18 protein-coding genes are annotated in these 16,350 nt (G+C 56.2%); 11 read left to right on the top strand and 7 right to left on the bottom strand.

Annotation, left to right across the window (positions count from 1 at the left end; translation table 11 throughout):
* The 5 genes from JG725_RS16305 to radC all read right to left on the bottom strand — a co-directional run bounded on the left by JG725_RS16305 (position 1) and on the right by radC (position 3,598).
* Positions 1 to 1,086: a glycosyltransferase family 4 protein gene (locus JG725_RS16305; protein WP_199378825.1), complete on the bottom strand. Its 1,086-nt coding sequence runs from the start codon at positions 1,084 to 1,086 to the stop codon at positions 1 to 3.
* Positions 1,087 to 1,124: 38 nt separating this feature from the next.
* The gene (mutM, locus tag JG725_RS16300) at positions 1,125 to 1,934 is read right to left on the bottom strand and encodes a bifunctional DNA-formamidopyrimidine glycosylase/DNA-(apurinic or apyrimidinic site) lyase (protein ID WP_172291060.1); all 810 of its coding nucleotides are present in this window, start codon (positions 1,932 to 1,934) and stop codon (positions 1,125 to 1,127) included.
* Between the two features lie 343 nt (positions 1,935 to 2,277).
* The gene (rpmG, locus tag JG725_RS16295; protein ID WP_004392084.1) at positions 2,278 to 2,445 is read right to left on the bottom strand and encodes a 50S ribosomal protein L33; all 168 of its coding nucleotides are present in this window, start codon (positions 2,443 to 2,445) and stop codon (positions 2,278 to 2,280) included.
* Positions 2,446 to 2,456: 11 nt separating this feature from the next.
* Positions 2,457 to 2,693, bottom strand: coding sequence for a 50S ribosomal protein L28 (rpmB, locus tag JG725_RS16290; protein WP_048637009.1), 237 nt, complete (start codon positions 2,691 to 2,693; stop codon positions 2,457 to 2,459).
* Between the two features lie 239 nt (positions 2,694 to 2,932).
* On the bottom strand, positions 2,933 to 3,598 hold the full coding sequence (gene radC / locus JG725_RS16285) for a DNA repair protein RadC (RefSeq protein ID WP_199378823.1): 666 nt from the start codon (positions 3,596 to 3,598) through the stop codon (positions 2,933 to 2,935).
* Positions 3,599 to 3,782: 184 nt separating this feature from the next.
* On the opposite strand from radC, the gene coaBC reads away from it, so the two are divergent.
* The 3 genes from coaBC (at position 3,783) to slmA (ending at position 6,177) form a co-directional block, all read left to right on the top strand.
* Positions 3,783 to 5,039 (top strand): bifunctional phosphopantothenoylcysteine decarboxylase/phosphopantothenate--cysteine ligase CoaBC, encoded by a 1,257-nt coding sequence (gene coaBC, locus JG725_RS16280; protein WP_199378882.1) that lies wholly within the window; start codon positions 3,783 to 3,785, stop codon positions 5,037 to 5,039.
* Entirely contained in the window at positions 5,008 to 5,466 is a 459-nt protein-coding gene (gene dut, locus JG725_RS16275; RefSeq protein WP_199378821.1) for a dUTP diphosphatase, read from the top strand. The genes coaBC and dut overlap by 32 nt, the downstream gene beginning before the upstream one ends.
* Positions 5,467 to 5,580: 114 nt before the next feature.
* On the top strand, positions 5,581 to 6,177 hold the full coding sequence (gene slmA / locus JG725_RS16270; RefSeq protein WP_172291057.1) for a nucleoid occlusion factor SlmA: 597 nt from the start codon (positions 5,581 to 5,583) through the stop codon (positions 6,175 to 6,177).
* A 64-nt stretch (positions 6,178 to 6,241) separates the two neighbouring features.
* Here the strand turns inward: slmA and pyrE are convergent, their stop codons facing one another.
* Together pyrE and rph are read right to left on the bottom strand one after the other, a co-directional pair.
* Positions 6,242 to 6,883 (bottom strand): orotate phosphoribosyltransferase, encoded by a 642-nt coding sequence (gene pyrE, locus JG725_RS16265; protein WP_172291056.1) that lies wholly within the window; start codon positions 6,881 to 6,883, stop codon positions 6,242 to 6,244.
* Between the two features lie 105 nt (positions 6,884 to 6,988).
* Positions 6,989 to 7,705 (bottom strand): ribonuclease PH, encoded by a 717-nt coding sequence (rph, locus tag JG725_RS16260; RefSeq protein ID WP_172291055.1) that lies wholly within the window; start codon positions 7,703 to 7,705, stop codon positions 6,989 to 6,991.
* 217 nt (positions 7,706 to 7,922) lie between these two features.
* Between rph and JG725_RS16255 the strand changes: the two genes are divergently transcribed.
* The 8 genes from JG725_RS16255 to JG725_RS16220 are packed head-to-tail and all read left to right on the top strand — an operon-like array spanning position 7,923 to position 16,338.
* On the top strand, positions 7,923 to 8,102 hold the full coding sequence (locus JG725_RS16255) for a hypothetical protein (protein WP_199378819.1): 180 nt from the start codon (positions 7,923 to 7,925) through the stop codon (positions 8,100 to 8,102).
* Positions 8,103 to 8,126: 24 nt separating this feature from the next.
* Positions 8,127 to 9,092 carry an N-acetyl-D-Glu racemase DgcA gene (gene dgcA / locus JG725_RS16250; RefSeq protein ID WP_172291053.1) on the top strand — a complete coding sequence of 322 codons (966 nt, stop codon included), beginning with the start codon at positions 8,127 to 8,129 and terminating at the stop codon, positions 9,090 to 9,092.
* A 20-nt stretch (positions 9,093 to 9,112) separates the two neighbouring features.
* Positions 9,113 to 11,014, top strand: a complete 1,902-nt coding sequence (locus tag JG725_RS16245; protein WP_199378817.1) for an ABC transporter ATP-binding protein — start codon at positions 9,113 to 9,115, stop codon at positions 11,012 to 11,014.
* A gap of 34 nt (positions 11,015 to 11,048) precedes the next feature.
* Complete coding sequence (locus JG725_RS16240; protein WP_172291051.1) at positions 11,049 to 12,590, top strand: glutathione ABC transporter substrate-binding protein; 1,542 nt, start codon at positions 11,049 to 11,051, stop codon at positions 12,588 to 12,590.
* 19 nt (positions 12,591 to 12,609) lie between these two features.
* Entirely contained in the window at positions 12,610 to 13,530 is a 921-nt protein-coding gene (locus JG725_RS16235; RefSeq protein WP_172291050.1) for an ABC transporter permease, read from the top strand.
* A gap of 8 nt (positions 13,531 to 13,538) precedes the next feature.
* A complete protein-coding gene (locus JG725_RS16230) occupies positions 13,539 to 14,438 on the top strand; it encodes an ABC transporter permease subunit (RefSeq protein ID WP_172291049.1) in 900 nt (299 codons plus the stop codon).
* A gap of 9 nt (positions 14,439 to 14,447) precedes the next feature.
* Positions 14,448 to 15,506 (top strand): P1 family peptidase, encoded by a 1,059-nt coding sequence (locus tag JG725_RS16225; protein WP_199378815.1) that lies wholly within the window; start codon positions 14,448 to 14,450, stop codon positions 15,504 to 15,506.
* A gap of 10 nt (positions 15,507 to 15,516) precedes the next feature.
* Positions 15,517 to 16,338, top strand: a complete 822-nt coding sequence (locus JG725_RS16220; RefSeq protein WP_172291047.1) for a M55 family metallopeptidase — start codon at positions 15,517 to 15,519, stop codon at positions 16,336 to 16,338.
* The last annotated feature ends 12 nt before the right edge of the window (positions 16,339 to 16,350 follow it).

Genomic DNA, 16,350 nt, shown 5'->3' with positions numbered 1-16,350 from the left:
TCAAGACCTGATAATGCTCATCAGGCGATTGGTATTCGCGTCCAGCCCAAATCTGGCTCTAACATCTTTTTGTCCCGCTTGCGCATAGGATCGCATGGTCTCCTGATTTGATAATGCGAAATCAATTGCCCTGACCCATTCCTGCGGCTCGTTTCGTGCAACGATAAGCCCGGTGACGTGATCCTTGACCGTTTCCGGCAGCCCGCCTTCGTTACTGATAATCACCGGAACCGCCAATCCCAACGCTTCTATTTGCGCCATCCCCAGCGGCTCTTTGGTTGAAGGCATGACCAGCACGTTCGCTCTCTTCAAGGCTGCGGCCACCGACTTTAATTCTCCTAGCCATATATTTTTTTGTAAGCCACGCTCAGCAATTTCTGCTGTTATTTTCTCAGCATTACCGCCACCGGCAATAACGTATCTCAGGTGAGGCCTGCTTTTTATTAGCTCGCTCATCGCAGACAGGATTATGTTATGTCCTTTTTCCGCCCTCAACATGCCGAGCTGAATAATCACATCGCCCTGATTTTCATTGAGCCAGTCGGATAAATCCTCCCTGACGGGGAGATTGATCTCGTTATCAAGTTTTGCAAAATCAATTCCCGGATAAACCACCGCAATCCCTTTACCCAAAAACTGCGGCTTAATCTTGTGAGCCATAAACTGGCTTGGCACCATGACCAAATCAATCGGCAGAAAGCGGCTAAGAGGATTCGGTTTTCTGTTGGTGTAATAGGTTCTCGACCTGATGATTTTGGGCCGTTTGACCAGGGTGATTGCCGCAACGCACAGATTGTTGGCATCATGGCCGCTGTGACAAATACACGCCATCGGGCGATGGCGCTTTATCGCTTTTCTAATCCCCTGAATCGTCGGCAGATGAAAGCTGTTGCGAAAGGGCAAATTAATGACGGACAACCCGCGCGAACGTGCTTCGCCATCAATGCGCCCTTGGGGATTACATAATAAATAGGTCGCCACGCCTCGCCGGTTCAATTCTTCCATCTGTTGCAGCAGCTGCCATTCCTGTCCCCCCATATTTTTCGAACTTTCGAGGAAAAATACGACATCGTTATTTTTATGCATGCATCAACCCTGATTTAATAAATGTGATTGCAGGAAAATTAACGCTGGCAACGGCGACAAAAGAAAGTGCTTCGCTGCCCGTGCCTGGCGATTTCTATCGGCGTTCCACAAGCCCGGCAAGGTTCGCCGGTCCGTCCGTAGACCTGAAGTTCCTGAGCGAAATATCCCGGTTTGCCGTCTGATTGCAGAAAATCCCGCAACGTTGTGCCGCCCTGCTCAATCGAACGCAGCAGAACCTGTTTGATGGTTTCCACCAGCAAATTCGCTTCCGTTTCACTTAACGAACCGACAGGCCTGTCCGGCCTGATGCCCGCCATAAACAACGATTCGCTGGCATAGATGTTCCCCACGCCAACCACGACCTTGTTATCCATAATCCATAGCTTAACCCGCGTCTTTTTGCCGCGCGATCGCTGATACAGATAATCGCCGGAAAACGCCTCACTCAACGGTTCCGGCCCCAGATGCGCCAGCACCGGGCTTGCCTCAGGGTTATCCGTCCATAACCAGGCGCCGAAACGCCTCGGATCGGTATAACGCAGGACTTTGCCGCTATCCATGACCAAATCGACATGATCGTGTTTCTCCGGCTCAATATACTCCGGCAGGATACGCAGACTGCCGGACATGCCCAGATGAACGATAATCCACCCGGCGGTCAACTCAATCAGCAGATATTTGGCGCGCCGATGGACGCCCAGCACAACCTGATCGCTGAGCGATAAAATCTCGCTGGAAACCGGCCAGCGCAGACGAGAATTGCGGACTTCGGCATAAAGGATGGTATGACCGATAAGATAGGGTGAGATTCCCCGACGACTGGTTTCAACCTCTGGCAGTTCGGGCATGCTTTATCTCCTGAAAAATTCGATCGGTTAATTGAGCCGCTGCCAGAAAGCGTATTTCCGCCCATGCTGTTGCTTTAGCTGCGCCTGATATTCTTGCCAATCCGGCAGGATGTTGCGCATGCGGCGTCGTCAGCAAAAGTTGGTGTAACGTCGAATTCATATGTGTTCATTACCAAATGGTTGCAGAAACCCAAGTTCAGGAAATTGGCATAACATGAAGAAGGATACAAGCGGCTGATACAGAAAATCGGAACCATAAAAAATCGTCGCTTGTGGTGGCGGGCAAGGATAGCCTGCCATAAAAAAACCCGGCCGAAGCCGGGTTTTCAGTAATCCGCCAAAATTATTTAATTTTAGCTTCTTTGTAGATCACATGTTGACGGACAACTGGATCGAATTTCTTCAGTTCCAATTTTTCCGGCTTCGTGCGCTTGTTCTTCGTGGTGGTATAGAAGTGACCAGTACCAGCAGAAGAAACCAGCTTGATCTTCTCGCGAACACCCTTAGCCATGATTCAGTTCCTTAATACTTTTCACCACGGGCACGCAGATCGGCCAGAACCGTCTCAATACCCTTCTTATCAATAACACGCATACCTTTAGCAGATACGCGCAGCGTTACAAAGCGCTTTTCACCCTCAACCCAAAAACGGTGTGAGTGCAGGTTCGGCAGAAAACGGCGTTTAGTCGCGTTCAGTGCGTGGGAACGGTTGTTACCGCTCACCGGGCGCTTGCCAGTAACTTGGCAGACTCGGGACATGTCTATTCTCCAAAAATCAAAATCAGCTCGAGCTTCGTATAGAGTGGTGGCCGCCTCGTCAGGCTCTAGAGCCCATCTCAGCAACTTCACTGAAAAGACTCCGTCATCAGGATAAACCTGCTGAGATAGGCTCTTAACGCCACACCCAAGATTCTCAAAGGTGGCGTAGTATACGCTTTGAAGCGTAAGTGCTCAAGTCCCGAACAGCTAAAGATCCCCCAGGATCGCGGAAATATCGGTTAAATCCATCCGCGCTCGGCAAAAGAGACATATTCGCCACGCCCGATGACCAGATGATCAAGCACGCGAATCTCTAATAACAGACACGCTTTAATAATTTGTTCGGTTATCGCCCGGTCGGCCTGGCTGGGTTCCGCTTTCCCGGATGGATGATTGTGAGCCAAAATCAACGCGGCGGCATTGGCTTTCAGCGCTTCACGCACAATTTCCCTCGGGTGTACCTCTACGCTGTTAATCGTACCCGCAAACATTTCCTGATGACGAATAACCCGATGCTGATTATCCAAAAACATCACCAAAAAGACCTCTCGTTCCTGACGGGCCAGTAATAATTGCAAATACTGCCCGGTGATTTCCGGACTCAGCATCGCGTCCTCTTTTGCCAGGCGGGACGAAAACAGCCGGCGCGACAGCTCGGCCACCGCCTGCAATTGCGTATATTTTGCGATACCAATGCCTTTGGCGGTACAAAACTCCGCCTGTTCGGCGGACATCAGGTGATACAGCGAACCAAATTTCGCCAACAGGCTCTCGGCCAGTTGCATGACGTGCATACCGGGCAACCCGGTGCGTAAAAAAATCGCCAGCAGCTCGGTATCCGTCAGTGCTTCAGCGCCCTGGCTCACCAATTTCTCCCGCGGCGCCTGCTCATTTCCCCAGCTCATAGAACCTCCCGCTCCGACCGAACGCCATCATGACATGGCCGGCATTAAGGGACGATGCCAGCCGTGACAGGTTGCGAATCGGTTCGCAATTTTTGTTCGCCAGTCAGCCGGGAGGCTTAAGATTCCGCGCTTAGGGCAAGGTTATGATAAAATGACGCCTCTTTCGGTTTTTAATCGGACCATGATGATGGGACTTTCCAGTCTGAATGAGCTTTCTAACCAACGTATTTCTGGAAAACGAATCGTGCTCGGCATCAGCGGGGGCATTGCCGCTTATAAATGCCCGGAGCTGGTAAGACGCCTGCGCGATAGCGGGGCGGAAGTGCGGGTTGTCATGACATCAGCCGCCAAAACCTTTATCACCCCGCTGACCTTGCAGGCCGTGTCCGGTTACCCGGTGTCGGACGACCTGTTCGATCCGGCGGCGGAAGCTTCGATGGGTCATATCGCGTTGGGGAAATGGGCGGATTTGGTTATTCTGGCTCCCGCCACCGCCGACCTGATCGCGCGTCTGGGCGCCGGCATGGCCAACGATCTGCTAACCACCCTCTGTCTGGCGACGCCCGCGCCCATAGCCGTCGTTCCCGCGATGAACCAGCAGATGTATCGCGCGTTACCGACGCAGGACAACCTGCGTACGCTGGCGGCGCGTGGTTTGCAACTCTGGGGGCCGGACAGCGGCAGCCAGGCGTGCGGCGACATCGGCCCGGGCAGGATGATTGATCCGCTGGAGATTGTCGAACTGGCGCAGCGCCATTTTACCGCCGTCAACGATCTGCAACATTTGAACATTATGGTTACGGCCGGCCCGACGCGAGAAGCGCTCGATCCGGTGCGCTTCATCAGCAATCACAGTTCGGGGAAAATGGGATTCGCCATTGCCCAGGCCGCCGCCGCCAGAGGGGCAAACGTCACGCTGGTTGCCGGCCCCGTCGCTTTAGCGACGCCGAGCGGCGTGAAGCGCATTGACGTCGGCAGCGCGCTGGATATGCAACAGGCCGTGATGGCCGAAGCCGCCCGGCAGCACATTGTTATCGGCTGCGCGGCCGTTGCGGACTATCGCCCCAAGCTGGTTGCTGACGAAAAAATCAAAAAGCAGGGTGATGAAATGACTGTCACGATGATAAAAAATCCGGATATTATCGCTGATGTCGCCGCGATGGATAAAAACCGTCCCTATGTCGTCGGGTTTGCCGCCGAAACCCAGAATGTGGAAGAATACGCGCGACAAAAACTGGCGCGTAAAAAGCTGGATCTCATCTGCGCTAACAACGTCTCCCTTTCCGGGCATGGTTTTAACAGTGAAACCAATGCATTACATCTTTTCTGGCAAGACGGAGACAAGCAGTTGCCACAATGCGACAAGCTTCTTCTTGGCCAAAACTTAATCGACGAGATTGTCAGCCGTTATGATGAAAAAAATCGACGTAAAAATAGTTGACCCGCGTATTGGTCAACAATTCCCGTTACCGGCCTATGCCACGCCGGGTTCCGCCGGGCTGGATTTGCGCGCCTGTCTGGATCAGGCGATTGAATTAAAAGCCGGCGAAACCACGCTGATCCCCACCGGGCTGGCGATTCATATCGCCGATACCAATCTGGCCGCCATGGTGCTGCCGCGTTCGGGTCTGGGCCATAAACATGGCGTGGTGCTCGGTAATCTGGTCGGGCTGATCGACTCCGACTATCAGGGGCAGTTAATGGTTTCCGTCTGGAACCGCGGTCAGCAGACATTCACCATTGAGCCGGGCGAGCGCATCGCACAGATGATTTTCGTTCCCGTCGTTCAGGCCGAGTTTAATCTGGTCGAAGATTTCGTTAGCAGCGAGCGTGGAGAAGGTGGTTTCGGCCATTCCGGTCGTAACTAACACGCCCTTTACCACCCGGTATCGTAAAAACTCATATAAGCCACAGCACGATAGCGTGACTGTGGCGCTACCGGGTGCTTGTCAGTCAAATTTTTAGCAAGGGTCTTTTCAGGCATGGCAGAAAAAGAAAACAAGAAAAGGAATCGGCGCGAGGAAATTTTGCAGGCGCTGGCGCAAATGCTGGAATCCAGCGACGGCAGCCAACGCATTACCACAGCAAAACTGGCCGCAAACGTCGGGGTATCCGAAGCCGCGCTTTATCGGCACTTCCCCAGCAAAACGCGTATGTTTGACAGCCTGATCGAGTTTATTGAGGATAGCCTGACTACCCGCATTAACCTGATTCTGCAAGATGAAAAAGAAACGTTTAACCGTCTGCGCCTGATTTTATTGCTTATTCTGGGGTTTGCCGAGCGTAATCCAGGGCTGACGCGGATTATGACCGGCCACGCGCTGATGTTTGAACAGGATCGGTTGCAGGGCCGAATCAATCAGCTGTTTGAACGTATCGAGTCGCAGCTGCGTCAGGTATTACGTGAACATAAACTGCGTGACGGCAAGGGCTTTCAGCACGATGAAACGCTGCTGGCCAGCCAGCTGCTGGCATTTTGTGAAGGCATGCTTTCACGGTTTATCCGCTCCGACTTCCGTTACCGACCGACGCAGGAATTCGATACGCGCTGGCCGTTGCTGGCCGCGCAGCTGCACTGATTTCCGCTCTGTCTTTCGGCCGTTCCCGCCAGACGCCTCTGGCGGAACCCGCCGTTGGCGCGAATTAAATGCCGTACTGTTCGCGGTATGCCTTAACCGCCGCCAGATGCGCAGCCATTTCCGGTTTTTCCGCCAGATACGTAATCAACTCTTGCAGGGTAATGATGGAGATCACCCGGCACTGATAATCACGCTCGACTTCCTGAATCGCGGAAATATCGGCCCGTCCGCGCTCCTGACGATCCAGCGCGATCGTCACGCCGGCCAGGGTGGCGCCGTGGGCGGCAATGATCGACATCGACTCGCGGATCGCCGTGCCGGCGGTGATCACATCATCAACCAGCATCACGCGCCCCTGTAGCGGGCTGCCGACCAGACTGCCGCCTTCGCCGTGATCTTTAGCTTCTTTACGGTTAAAACAGTAAGGCAGATCGCGTTGATGATGTTCCGCCAGCGCCACCGCCGTGGTGGTGGCAATCGGGATCCCTTTGTAAGCCGGTCCGAACAGCAAATCAAACTCAATGCCTGAATCCACTAACGCCGCGGCGTAAAAGCGCCCCAGTAATGCCAGATCGCGCCCGGTATTAAACAATCCGGCATTAAAGAAATACGGGCTGATACGCCCTGATTTCAGGGTAAATTCCCCGAACTTCAATACCTGTTTGCTGAGCGCAAATTCAATAAACTGGCGCTGATAGGCTTTCATTACTGCATCTCCTCGTCTCACGGTTTGGTCGCGTTGTTGTTCGTCACGGCTATCTTCATCAAAGACAGACCACAAAAAAGCGACCATGCGGTCGCTTAAGGAAAATCAATCGGCTAACGCGGCTTTTTGCGCCTGAATGATATCTTCGATGCCGCCGCGCGCCAGCGCCAGCAAAGACAGCAATTCTTCGTGGGTGAACGGTTCGCCTTCGGCGGTTCCCTGCACTTCAATCATGCGGCCATCTTCGGTCATCACCACATTCATGTCGGTTTCTGCGGCGGAATCCTCGACATATTCCAGATCGCACACCGCCTCGCCGTTGACGATGCCGACAGAGACCGCCGCGACCATGCCTTTCAGCGGGTTCTTCTTCAGCTTACCGCCGGCAACCATGGTATTCAACGCATCGGCCAGCGCCACGCAGGCACCGGTAATCGACGCCGTACGCGTGCCGCCGTCCGCCTGCAAGACATCGCAATCCAGCGTAATGGTGTACTCGCCCAGCACTTTAAGGTCGATGGCGGCGCGCAGCGAGCGGGCGATCAGACGTTGAATTTCCAGCGTCCGGCCCCCTTGCTTGCCTTTCGCGGCTTCACGGGCATTACGGCTGTGCGTCGCGCGCGGCAACATGCCGTATTCGGCGGTGACCCAGCCCTGGCCCTGTCCTTTCAGAAAGCGCGGCACACCCTCTTCAACCGTGGCATTACATAAAACTTTGGTGTCGCCAAACTCAACCAACACCGATCCTTCAGCATGTTTTGTGTAATGGCGGGTTAATTTCAGGGGGCGTACTTGCTGTGCACTTCGGCCTGTAGGGCGCATGGCTTATCTCCGGCGGGTAAATGTTAACTGGCGCGCATTATACGGCCTTAGCGGCGCAATGCCTATCTTGCCCTGCGGCGCGGGGCCAAAATCCGGCGTTTTCGGTCTGCGGCCGTCTTCCCGGCAAATCGCTAAACGGTGAAAACATATACCCCCGCCGGTATAACCTCAGGCTATACCCTACCCATGAACAAGTATTCGTCAGCGATGATGCATCATGGAATATTTTCTTAACTACTTGCCCATTGATGAGAAAAACGTCATGTCGATCCCACAACCTTATCTGCCGCTGTCCGGTAATGAGACCGAATCTCTGGCGTTGCCGATGTCCGTCGCTATTACGGCTCCGGCGTTTCATGAGCGCTTCATGGCGCATGGCTATCGGTATGCATGTTAAACAGTGCGGGGAGTGAGGTTAACCATGCGTCATATGCAAATCGAAACCGTAAACCTGCCTTTAGCGCGACCATTCACGATTTCTCGCGGCACCCGTAGCGCGGTCGCCGTGGTGCGGGTCACGCTGGAAGAACAGGGATTTATCGGTCAGGGCGAATGTACGCCGACCGCTCACTACGGCGAATCCGCAGAAAGTGTGTGTCGGCAGTTAAAACAGATAACCGATGATATCGAAAGCGGTCTCAGCATCGCGCAACTGCAAACTCGTTTACCGCCGGGAGCGGCCAGAAACGCGCTGAACTGTGCGCTGTGGCGACTCAAAGCCGCGCTGGAGAAACAAACCCTGTGGCAATGCCTCGGCATTCAGCCGCCGACATCCGTCATCTGCGCGGAAACCCTGTCTCTCGACAGCGTGGAAAAGATGGCCGCCGCCGCCGCCGATGCGGTGTCGCGCGGCGTCCTGCTGCTGAAAATAAAACTGGATCGCGAACTGATTCTGGAGAAAGTGGCCGCGATTCGTGCCGTGGCCCCGCACGCCACGCTGATTATCGACGCCAATGAAGCCTGGGGTGGTCTGGATCTCAGCAGCCTGCTCAGTGCGCTGACCCGCTATCAGATTGCCATGGTGGAGCAACCGCTACCTGCCGGAAAAGATGATGACTTACAGCGTTTTACTCACCCCATTCCGATTTGCGCGGATGAGAGTTGCCACCACAGCGGCGATATCGCCGGACTGCGCAGCCGCTATGAGATGATCAACATCAAGCTGGACAAATGCGGCGGGCTGACCGAGGCGCTGGCGATGGTGGAAGCGGCGAAGCTCCACGGCCTACAGGTGATGGTCGGCTGCATGCTCGGCTCGTCAATGGCGATGGAAGCCGCTTTACCCATCACCACGGCGGCAGAACATGTCGATCTCGATGGCCCCATCTGGCTGGCCGCCGACAGTTCCCCTTACCTGACCTATAACCTCGGCCGTATCTGGCTATGACCCAAGCAACCGGAGTGACAATGACGGCTATCACGCAAACGGGTGCGGTAACCGCCGCAGCACCGGGTAAAACACCCAGGCCCGTGCTGGAAATCAACGATTTGAGCGTCAGCTTTAGCGGACGCTCCGGCAGGCATCTGGTGCTGAAAGGCATCTCTTTCACCCTGAACAAGGGAGAGGTGGTTGCCGTAGTGGGCGAGAGCGGTTCAGGTAAATCCGTTACTTCGCTGGCGGTAATGGGTTTACTGGCTGACGCCGCTCGCATTGAACGCGGTAGTGTCCGTTTTACCGGCCGTGACGGGCGACAGCATACGCTGCTGGACATGAAGGCCGAACAACGCCGTCAGCTACGCGGCCGTGAAATGGCGATGATCTTTCAGGAACCGATGACATCACTGAACCCGGTGCTGAAAGTCGGCGATCAACTGACGGAAGCCCTGCGAGATCATCAGATTTGCGATGCGGCCAGCGCCGAGAAAAAAGCCCGCGAATTGTTACACAAGGTGCGCATCGCCGACGTCGACCGGGTAATGAAAAGTTATCCGCATTCACTGTCCGGCGGCATGCGCCAACGGGTGATGATCGCCCAGGCGCTGGCCTGCGACCCGCAATTGCTGATTGCCGATGAGCCGACTACCGCGCTGGATGTCACCGTGCAGGCGCGTATTCTGCAAATCCTGCGCGACCTGCAACAGCAGAGCGATATGGCCGTACTGTTCATTACTCACGATATGGGCGTGGTGGCCGAAATCGCCGATCGCGTGGTAGTGATGTATCAGGGCGAAGTGGTGGAACAAGGCAGCGTGACCCAGATTTTCGCGCATCCTCAACACCCTTATACCCAGTCGCTGCTGGCCGCCGTGCCCAAACTGGGCGATATGCGCGAAAACATCTGGCCGAAACGCTTTCCGCTGCTCGGTCAGCAATCCGGCAACGATGAAGGCGATCAGGTCACTGCCCGCTACGATGAGGCGCCGTTGCTGGATATCTGCGGCCTGCGCGTCTATTACCCGGTGCGCAGCGGGATCTTGTCGTCCGTCACCCACAATGTACACGCCGTGGAACAGATTGATTTCAACGTCTGGCCGGGTGAAACCCTGGCTATCGTGGGAGAAAGCGGCTGCGGCAAATCCACCACCGGTCGGGCCTTGCTGCGTCTGGTACAGAGCGAGGCGGAAAGCATCCATTTTCAGGGGAAAGAGATTTCCCAAATGAAAGACGGCGATTTTCAGCCGCTGCGCCGTGAAATCCAGATGGTGTTTCAGGATCCGTATGCGTCCCTGAACCCGCGTCTCACGGTGGGCTTTACCATCGCCGAACCCCTGCTGCTGCACGGACTGGTGAAATCCCTGCAAGAGGCCACGCCGCAGGTACAGGCGTTATTGAAAAGCGTCGGCCTATTGCCGGAACACGCCCGCCGTTATCCTCACGAATTCTCCGGCGGTCAGCGTCAGCGCATCGCCATCGCCCGCGCCATGGCGCTGCAACCGCAGATCATTATTGCCGATGAGGCGGTTTCCGCACTGGATGTCTCCATTCAGGCACAGGTTGTGAACCTGATGATGGATTTGCAAAAGAATACCGGCGTGTCGTGGATTTTCATTTCTCACGATATGGCCGTCGTCGAGCGTATCGCCAACCGGGTAGCGGTAATGTATCTCGGTCAGATTGTGGAAATCGGGCCGCGCCAGTCGGTGTTCAATTCGCCGCAGCATCCCTACACCCGCCGCCTGCTGGCATCAGTCCCGATTGCCGATCCCACTCAGCGCGGCGTTCGCCAGCTTGATGACAGTGAAATACCCTCTCCGCTGCGTAAGGCAGGTGAGAGCGTGACAAAAACGCGCTATCGACAGGTCGCGCCCCATCATTGGGTGGCGGACGGTGAGATCGCCGACTCGTCCCCGGGTAATGATGTTCTTTGATCGTATTTTTATATCGCTAACCAGGAGAAACACCATGAAGCCATTCGTTCGCCGATCCGCTGTTGCCCTCGGGCTTTCATTGTGTCTGGCAGCTATTGCCCAGGCACAGGATCTTCGCATTTCCATCTACGCCGATATCACCGGATTAGACCCGCACGACACCTCCGATACGCTGAGCTACTCCATTCAGAGCGGTATTTTTGAGCGCCTGTTCCAGTTCGATAACAAAATGAAACTGGAGCCCAGACTGGCCGCTGACTACACCAGTAATGAAGACGCCACCGAATTCGTCATCACGCTACGTGAGGGCATCACCTTTCAGGATGGTACGCCGTTCAACGCCGATGCCGTTAAAGCCAACCTCGACAGACTCGCCGATCAGACCAAAGGTCTGAAACGTAATAGCCTGTTTAAAATGATAAAAACGGTTACGGTGATCTCGCCCACCCAGGTGAAAATCGATCTTAATCAATCGTTCGGCGCCTTCGTCAACACCCTGGCCCACCCGTCTGCGGTGATGCACAGCCCGGAGGCGTTGAAAAAATATCCTGATGAAGCACAGCTGCGCGTCAACCCGGTGGGAACCGGCCCGTTCAAATTCGATACGTGGCAGCAGGGTAAAGACGTGAAGCTGGTGAAATATGACAATTACTGGCAGAAAGGCTGGCCGAAAGTCGATAGCGTAACCTTCTTCCCGGCGCCGGAAGACTCCACCCGTGTGGCATCGTTGAAATCCGGCCAGGTCGATGCCATCTACCCCCTGCCCTCCGACCTGCTGAACGCGGTGCAAAGCGACAGCAAGCTGGCGGTACAGCGTGATGAAAGTATTTATTTCTACTACATCGCGCTCAACGCGCAGCACAAACCGTTGCAGGATGTGCGCGTGCGTCAGGCGATCAACTATGCCATCAACCGCGATATGTGGTTGAAAGTCGGTTTTGCCGGCATGGGAACACCGGCCACCTCAGCCATGCCGCCTAACGTTCAGTTCTACCAGAAACAAGCCACCCCGGACTACAGTTACAATCCGGAAAAAGCCAAGGCGCTGCTGAAAGAAGCCGGTTACGCCAACGGGCTGGATCTGAAGCTGTGGACCACCAACGCGACGGTAGCCGTTCGTAGCGCGCAATTCCTCAAACAGCAGTTGTCTCAGGTTGGCATCCGCGCCACCGTCACGCCAATGGACTCCGGCGCACGTAACGCCAAGCTGTGGGGCGTGAAGGACCCGAAACAGGCGGAGTTTGACCTTTACTACGGCGGCTGGTCGACCTCCACCGGGGATGCCGATTGGGCGCTGCGTCCGCTGTTCGCCACCGAATCCTGGGTGCCGACCGCCTATAACGTTTCTTACTACAGCAACCCGGCGGTGGACAAGGCCATTATGGCCGGCCTGCAAACCGCCGACCCGGCCAAACGCGCCGCAGCCTATGCCGACGCGCAGAAACTGATTTGGCAGGATTCGGCCGTCGCTTTCCTCGGCGCGCCGGACAACCTGGTGGGTAAAGCGAAAAATCTTTCCGGCGTTTATATGCTGGCCGACGGCTCGCTGATCTTTGATCAGGCGGAATTTAAGTAACAGACCCGGGGAGCACGCCATGTTTGCCTATATCGTCCGACGTTTGCTGGAAATGATCCCGGTTCTGCTGGTGGTCTCCCTGTTAGTGTTCGGTTTTATCAAACTGCTGCCGGGCGATCCGGCACGCATTTACGCCGGGCCGGATGCCACCATTGAAGCCGTTGAAGCGGCGCGCCAGCAACTGGGGCTGAACGATCCGCTGCCGCAACAGTACGTCAACTGGCTCGGCGGTTTGTTCAAAGGGGAGCTGGGCGTCACTTATCGCACCCAGCAACCCGTTACCGAGGTAATCGGTAAAAGTTTTATGCCCACCATGTGGCTGGCGCTGGCGGGGTTCGCCTGGTCGGTGGCGCTGGGGCTGCTGATTGGCGTGATTTCCGCGCTAAAACGGGGGAAATGGCAGGACTGGACGCTGATGAGCTTTGCCGTCGGGGGCATTTCCATGCCGCCGTTCTGGCTGGGATTACTGCTGATCCAGTTCGTGGCGATGCCGTTCGGCGTCTTTTCCGTCAGCGGCTTTAATCAGCCCAGCGATATTATTCTGCCCGCGCTCACCCTGGGCGCATCGGTGGCCGCGGTGATGGCGCGTTTTACCCGCTCCGCCTTCTTGGAAGTGGCGCAGGAAGACTATGTGCGCACCGCCCGTTCCAAAGGGCTGCGTAACCGGCTGGTAACGTGGAAACACGTAATGCGCAACGCGCTTATCCCGGTGATCACCATGCTGGGATTGCAGTTCGGCTTTCTACTCGGCGGCTCAATCGTGGTGGAAAGCGTGTTCAGTTGGCCGGGCCTGGGCTGGCTTTTGATCGAATCGATCAAAACGCAGGACCAGCCGGTCATTCAGGCGCTGGTTATGCTGTTTGTGTTTGAATTTATTGTTATTAACCTGTTGGTGGACCTGCTGTACGCGGTGGTCAATCCGGCGATTCGCTTACGTTAGGAGATATGATGAGCCTGCCTTCCGAGCCCGCCGTGGCCGCTGTTACGCTCGGCGAAAACACCATCCGTTCCCCCTGGCGTGATTTCGCCCAGGTGTTTATCCATAATCCGATGGCGCTGATTTCCAGCGGATTCATTTTGCTGCTGCTACTGGTGGCGGTCTTTGCCCCTTGGCTGGCGCCGTGGGATCCGATGGAACCCGACTGGATGGCGATCTCCTCGCCGCCGTCAGCGGCCCACTGGATGGGAACCGACGACCTCGGGCGCGACATCTTGAGCCGCATTATTTACGGTTCCCGCATCTCGCTGTATATCGGTATTTTTTCCGTTACGTTGGGAATGCTGGCAGGCATTGTGTTAGGCCTGCTGGCGGGATATTACGGCCGCTGGATCGATATGCTGATTATGCGCGGCTCCGATGTGCTCTTCGCCTTCCCCGGGATGCTGCTGGCGATTGCCGTGGTGGCGATCCTTGGGCCGGGGCTGAACAACGTGATTATTGCCGTCGCCGTCTTCAGCGTACCGGTATTCGCCCGTATTGTGCGCGCCTCCACGCTGTCGCTGAAGCAAGCCGCCTACGTCGAAGCCGTGCGCTGCGCGGGCGCGCCGGACCGCATTGTGCTGCTACGCCACATTCTGCCGGGCACTCTGCCCAGCGTGATCGTTTATTTCACCATGCGTATCGGCACCAGCATCCTGACCGCCGCCAGCCTCAGCTTTATTGGCTTGGGCCCGGAGCCGGACGTACCTGAATGGGGCAATATTCTGGCGATGAGCCGTAGCCTGATGATGGCCGGCTTCTGGCATGTCAGCGTATTCCCCGGACTGGCGATATTTTTTACCGTACTGGCTTTCAACCTGCTGGGCGATGCGCTGCGTGATACGCTCGATCCGAAACTGAAAAGCTAAGGAGCGGACATGGCTTCCTATCAACAGCAACAGATGATTTTGTTGTTACGCCGCTGGCGGCAACACCGCCAGTTGGGCACGCCCCGCTCAGCCAGCGGGCCGCGCAACAACATCAGCGACGTAGCCGGCGTTCGCGTCGGGCACTGTACGCTGGCTGAGAGAGCGACCCAAACTGGCGTAACGGCGATCCTGCCCTCTGACGAGAACCTGTTTACCCACCCTCTGCCCTGTGGCGCAGCGGTATTAAACGGTTTCGCCAAACCCGTGGGGCTGATACAGATTGAGGAGCTTGGTCTGTTGCAGACGCCCATTCTGCTCAGCAACACGCTGGCCGTGGGGACGCTGTTTACCGCGCTGGTACGCAACGCCATTGCACGTAATCCTGAACTGGGCCGCACCCTTCCCACCGTCAACCCGCTGGTGCTGGAGTGCAATGACGGCTGGCTGAATGATATTCAGACGCTGGCCGTTACCGAACAGATGGCGCGTCGGGCGATGGAATGCGCCGAAGAAACCTTTACGCGCGGCAGCGTCGGCGCGGGGCGCGGCATGAGTTGCTTTGGGCTGAAAGGCGGCATCGGCACCGCTTCACGCCTCATCCCGGAATTGAACGCCACGCTGGGCGTGCTGGTGCTGGCGAATTTCGGCACGCTCTCCGCGCTGACGCTTGACGGCGTGCGGATGGGCGAAGCCATTGCCCCTTTATTGCCTGAACTGGCGCCGCAGCGGGACGCCGGCTCAATCATCATTATTATGGCGACGGACGCGCCGCTGGATGCGCGCCAGCTCGGACGCATCGCCAAGCGCGCGGGAGCGGGATTAGGCCGTCTGGGCAGCTACTGGGGCCATGGGTCCGGCGATATTGCCGTCGCGTTTTCCACCTGCCCGGCTCCGCAACCGCCCGCCGACGACAAACTCGAACCCATGTTGAGCGCCGCCGCGGACGCCACCGAACACGCGGTGCTGGACGCCCTGCTCAACGCAGAGTCGGTGACGGGTTTTCGCGGGCATCACCGTCCGGCATTACGTCAGGTACTGGATCGTCTGGTACAGGATTTACTTGATTAAGGAATGGGTCATGAAAATTTTCATTTCGGCAGACATTGAGGGGATCGCAGGCGTGATGCGCCCGGAACAGTGCAGCCCCGGCACGGCGGAGTATCAGCTCGCTCGCGGTCTGATGGAGCAGGAAGTCAATGCCGCCATTGAAGGGGCGTTCGCCGGCGGCGCCACCGAGGTCGTCGTGGCTGACAGTCATGCCGCCATGGTAAATCTGCGGGCGGAGAATATGGATGCCCGCGCCCGGCTGGTGCAAGGCAAACCGCGTGGCTTATCAATGGTTGAAGGGCTGGAACAACAACGCTATGACGGCATGATGTTTATTGGTTATCACAGCGCCGCCGGGGAGTTCGGCGTGCTGGCGCATACCATCAACGGCCGGGCTTTTTACCGGGTTCATATTAATGGTGAAGTCATGGGCGAAAGCGATATCTACGCGGCTGCCGGCGCCGAGCAAAACACCCCGCTCTGGCTGGTCAGCGGCGACGATACGCTGCAACAATGGATCGCCCGCTATTATCCGGCCGCCGGTTATGCCTGCGTCAAACGGGCGATTTCCCAACATGCCGCGGAATCATTAAGTCCGGAAGCGGCCCGTCAGGTCATTCGACAGGCGGCGATGAATGCCGTCAGCAAAGCCCACAAAACCGTTACGTCGCGTATTCAGTCGCCCTATCATCTTGAGCTGATGGTGGCGAAGCCGGTACTGGCCGATCTGTTCTGTTTGCTCCCCGGCGTAAAACGTCAGGATGCCATTACCGTCGGTTATACTGCGCAAACCATGACGGAATTGGTTAGCCTGTTGAGTGCTTTTTCCTATCTGGCGACAACGCAGAATTGAGGCTGGAACCGC

The organism is Brenneria sp. L3-3C-1 (assembly GCF_016456245.1).
Taxonomy (GTDB): Bacteria; Pseudomonadota; Gammaproteobacteria; order Enterobacterales; family Enterobacteriaceae; genus Brenneria.
Note: the sequence above shows the minus strand (reverse complement) of the source record. Positions and strands in the feature narration are given on the sequence as shown.

Bases quoted from the DNA above. Each gene is read 5' to 3' on its own strand.
- JG725_RS16305 (WP_199378825.1), bottom strand. From the start codon at position 1,086: ATGCATAAAAATAACGATGTCGTATTTTTCCTCGAAAGTTCGAAAAAT.
- mutM (WP_172291060.1), bottom strand. From the start codon at position 1,934: ATGCCCGAACTGCCAGAGGTTGAAACCAGTCGTCGGGGAATCTCACCC.
- rpmG (WP_004392084.1), bottom strand. From the start codon at position 2,445: ATGGCTAAGGGTGTTCGCGAGAAGATCAAGCTGGTTTCTTCTGCTGGT.
- rpmB (WP_048637009.1), bottom strand. From the start codon at position 2,693: ATGTCCCGAGTCTGCCAAGTTACTGGCAAGCGCCCGGTGAGCGGTAAC.
- radC (WP_199378823.1), bottom strand. From the start codon at position 3,598: ATGAGCTGGGGAAATGAGCAGGCGCCGCGGGAGAAATTGGTGAGCCAG.
- coaBC (WP_199378882.1), top strand. From the start codon at position 3,783: ATGATGGGACTTTCCAGTCTGAATGAGCTTTCTAACCAACGTATTTCT.
- dut (WP_199378821.1), top strand. From the start codon at position 5,008: ATGATGAAAAAAATCGACGTAAAAATAGTTGACCCGCGTATTGGTCAA.
- slmA (WP_172291057.1), top strand. From the start codon at position 5,581: ATGGCAGAAAAAGAAAACAAGAAAAGGAATCGGCGCGAGGAAATTTTG.
- pyrE (WP_172291056.1), bottom strand. From the start codon at position 6,883: ATGAAAGCCTATCAGCGCCAGTTTATTGAATTTGCGCTCAGCAAACAG.
- rph (WP_172291055.1), bottom strand. From the start codon at position 7,705: ATGCGCCCTACAGGCCGAAGTGCACAGCAAGTACGCCCCCTGAAATTA.
- JG725_RS16255 (WP_199378819.1), top strand. From the start codon at position 7,923: ATGGAATATTTTCTTAACTACTTGCCCATTGATGAGAAAAACGTCATG.
- dgcA (WP_172291053.1), top strand. From the start codon at position 8,127: ATGCGTCATATGCAAATCGAAACCGTAAACCTGCCTTTAGCGCGACCA.
- JG725_RS16245 (WP_199378817.1), top strand. From the start codon at position 9,113: ATGACGGCTATCACGCAAACGGGTGCGGTAACCGCCGCAGCACCGGGT.
- JG725_RS16240 (WP_172291051.1), top strand. From the start codon at position 11,049: ATGAAGCCATTCGTTCGCCGATCCGCTGTTGCCCTCGGGCTTTCATTG.
- JG725_RS16235 (WP_172291050.1), top strand. From the start codon at position 12,610: ATGTTTGCCTATATCGTCCGACGTTTGCTGGAAATGATCCCGGTTCTG.
- JG725_RS16230 (WP_172291049.1), top strand. From the start codon at position 13,539: ATGAGCCTGCCTTCCGAGCCCGCCGTGGCCGCTGTTACGCTCGGCGAA.
- JG725_RS16225 (WP_199378815.1), top strand. From the start codon at position 14,448: ATGGCTTCCTATCAACAGCAACAGATGATTTTGTTGTTACGCCGCTGG.
- JG725_RS16220 (WP_172291047.1), top strand. From the start codon at position 15,517: ATGAAAATTTTCATTTCGGCAGACATTGAGGGGATCGCAGGCGTGATG.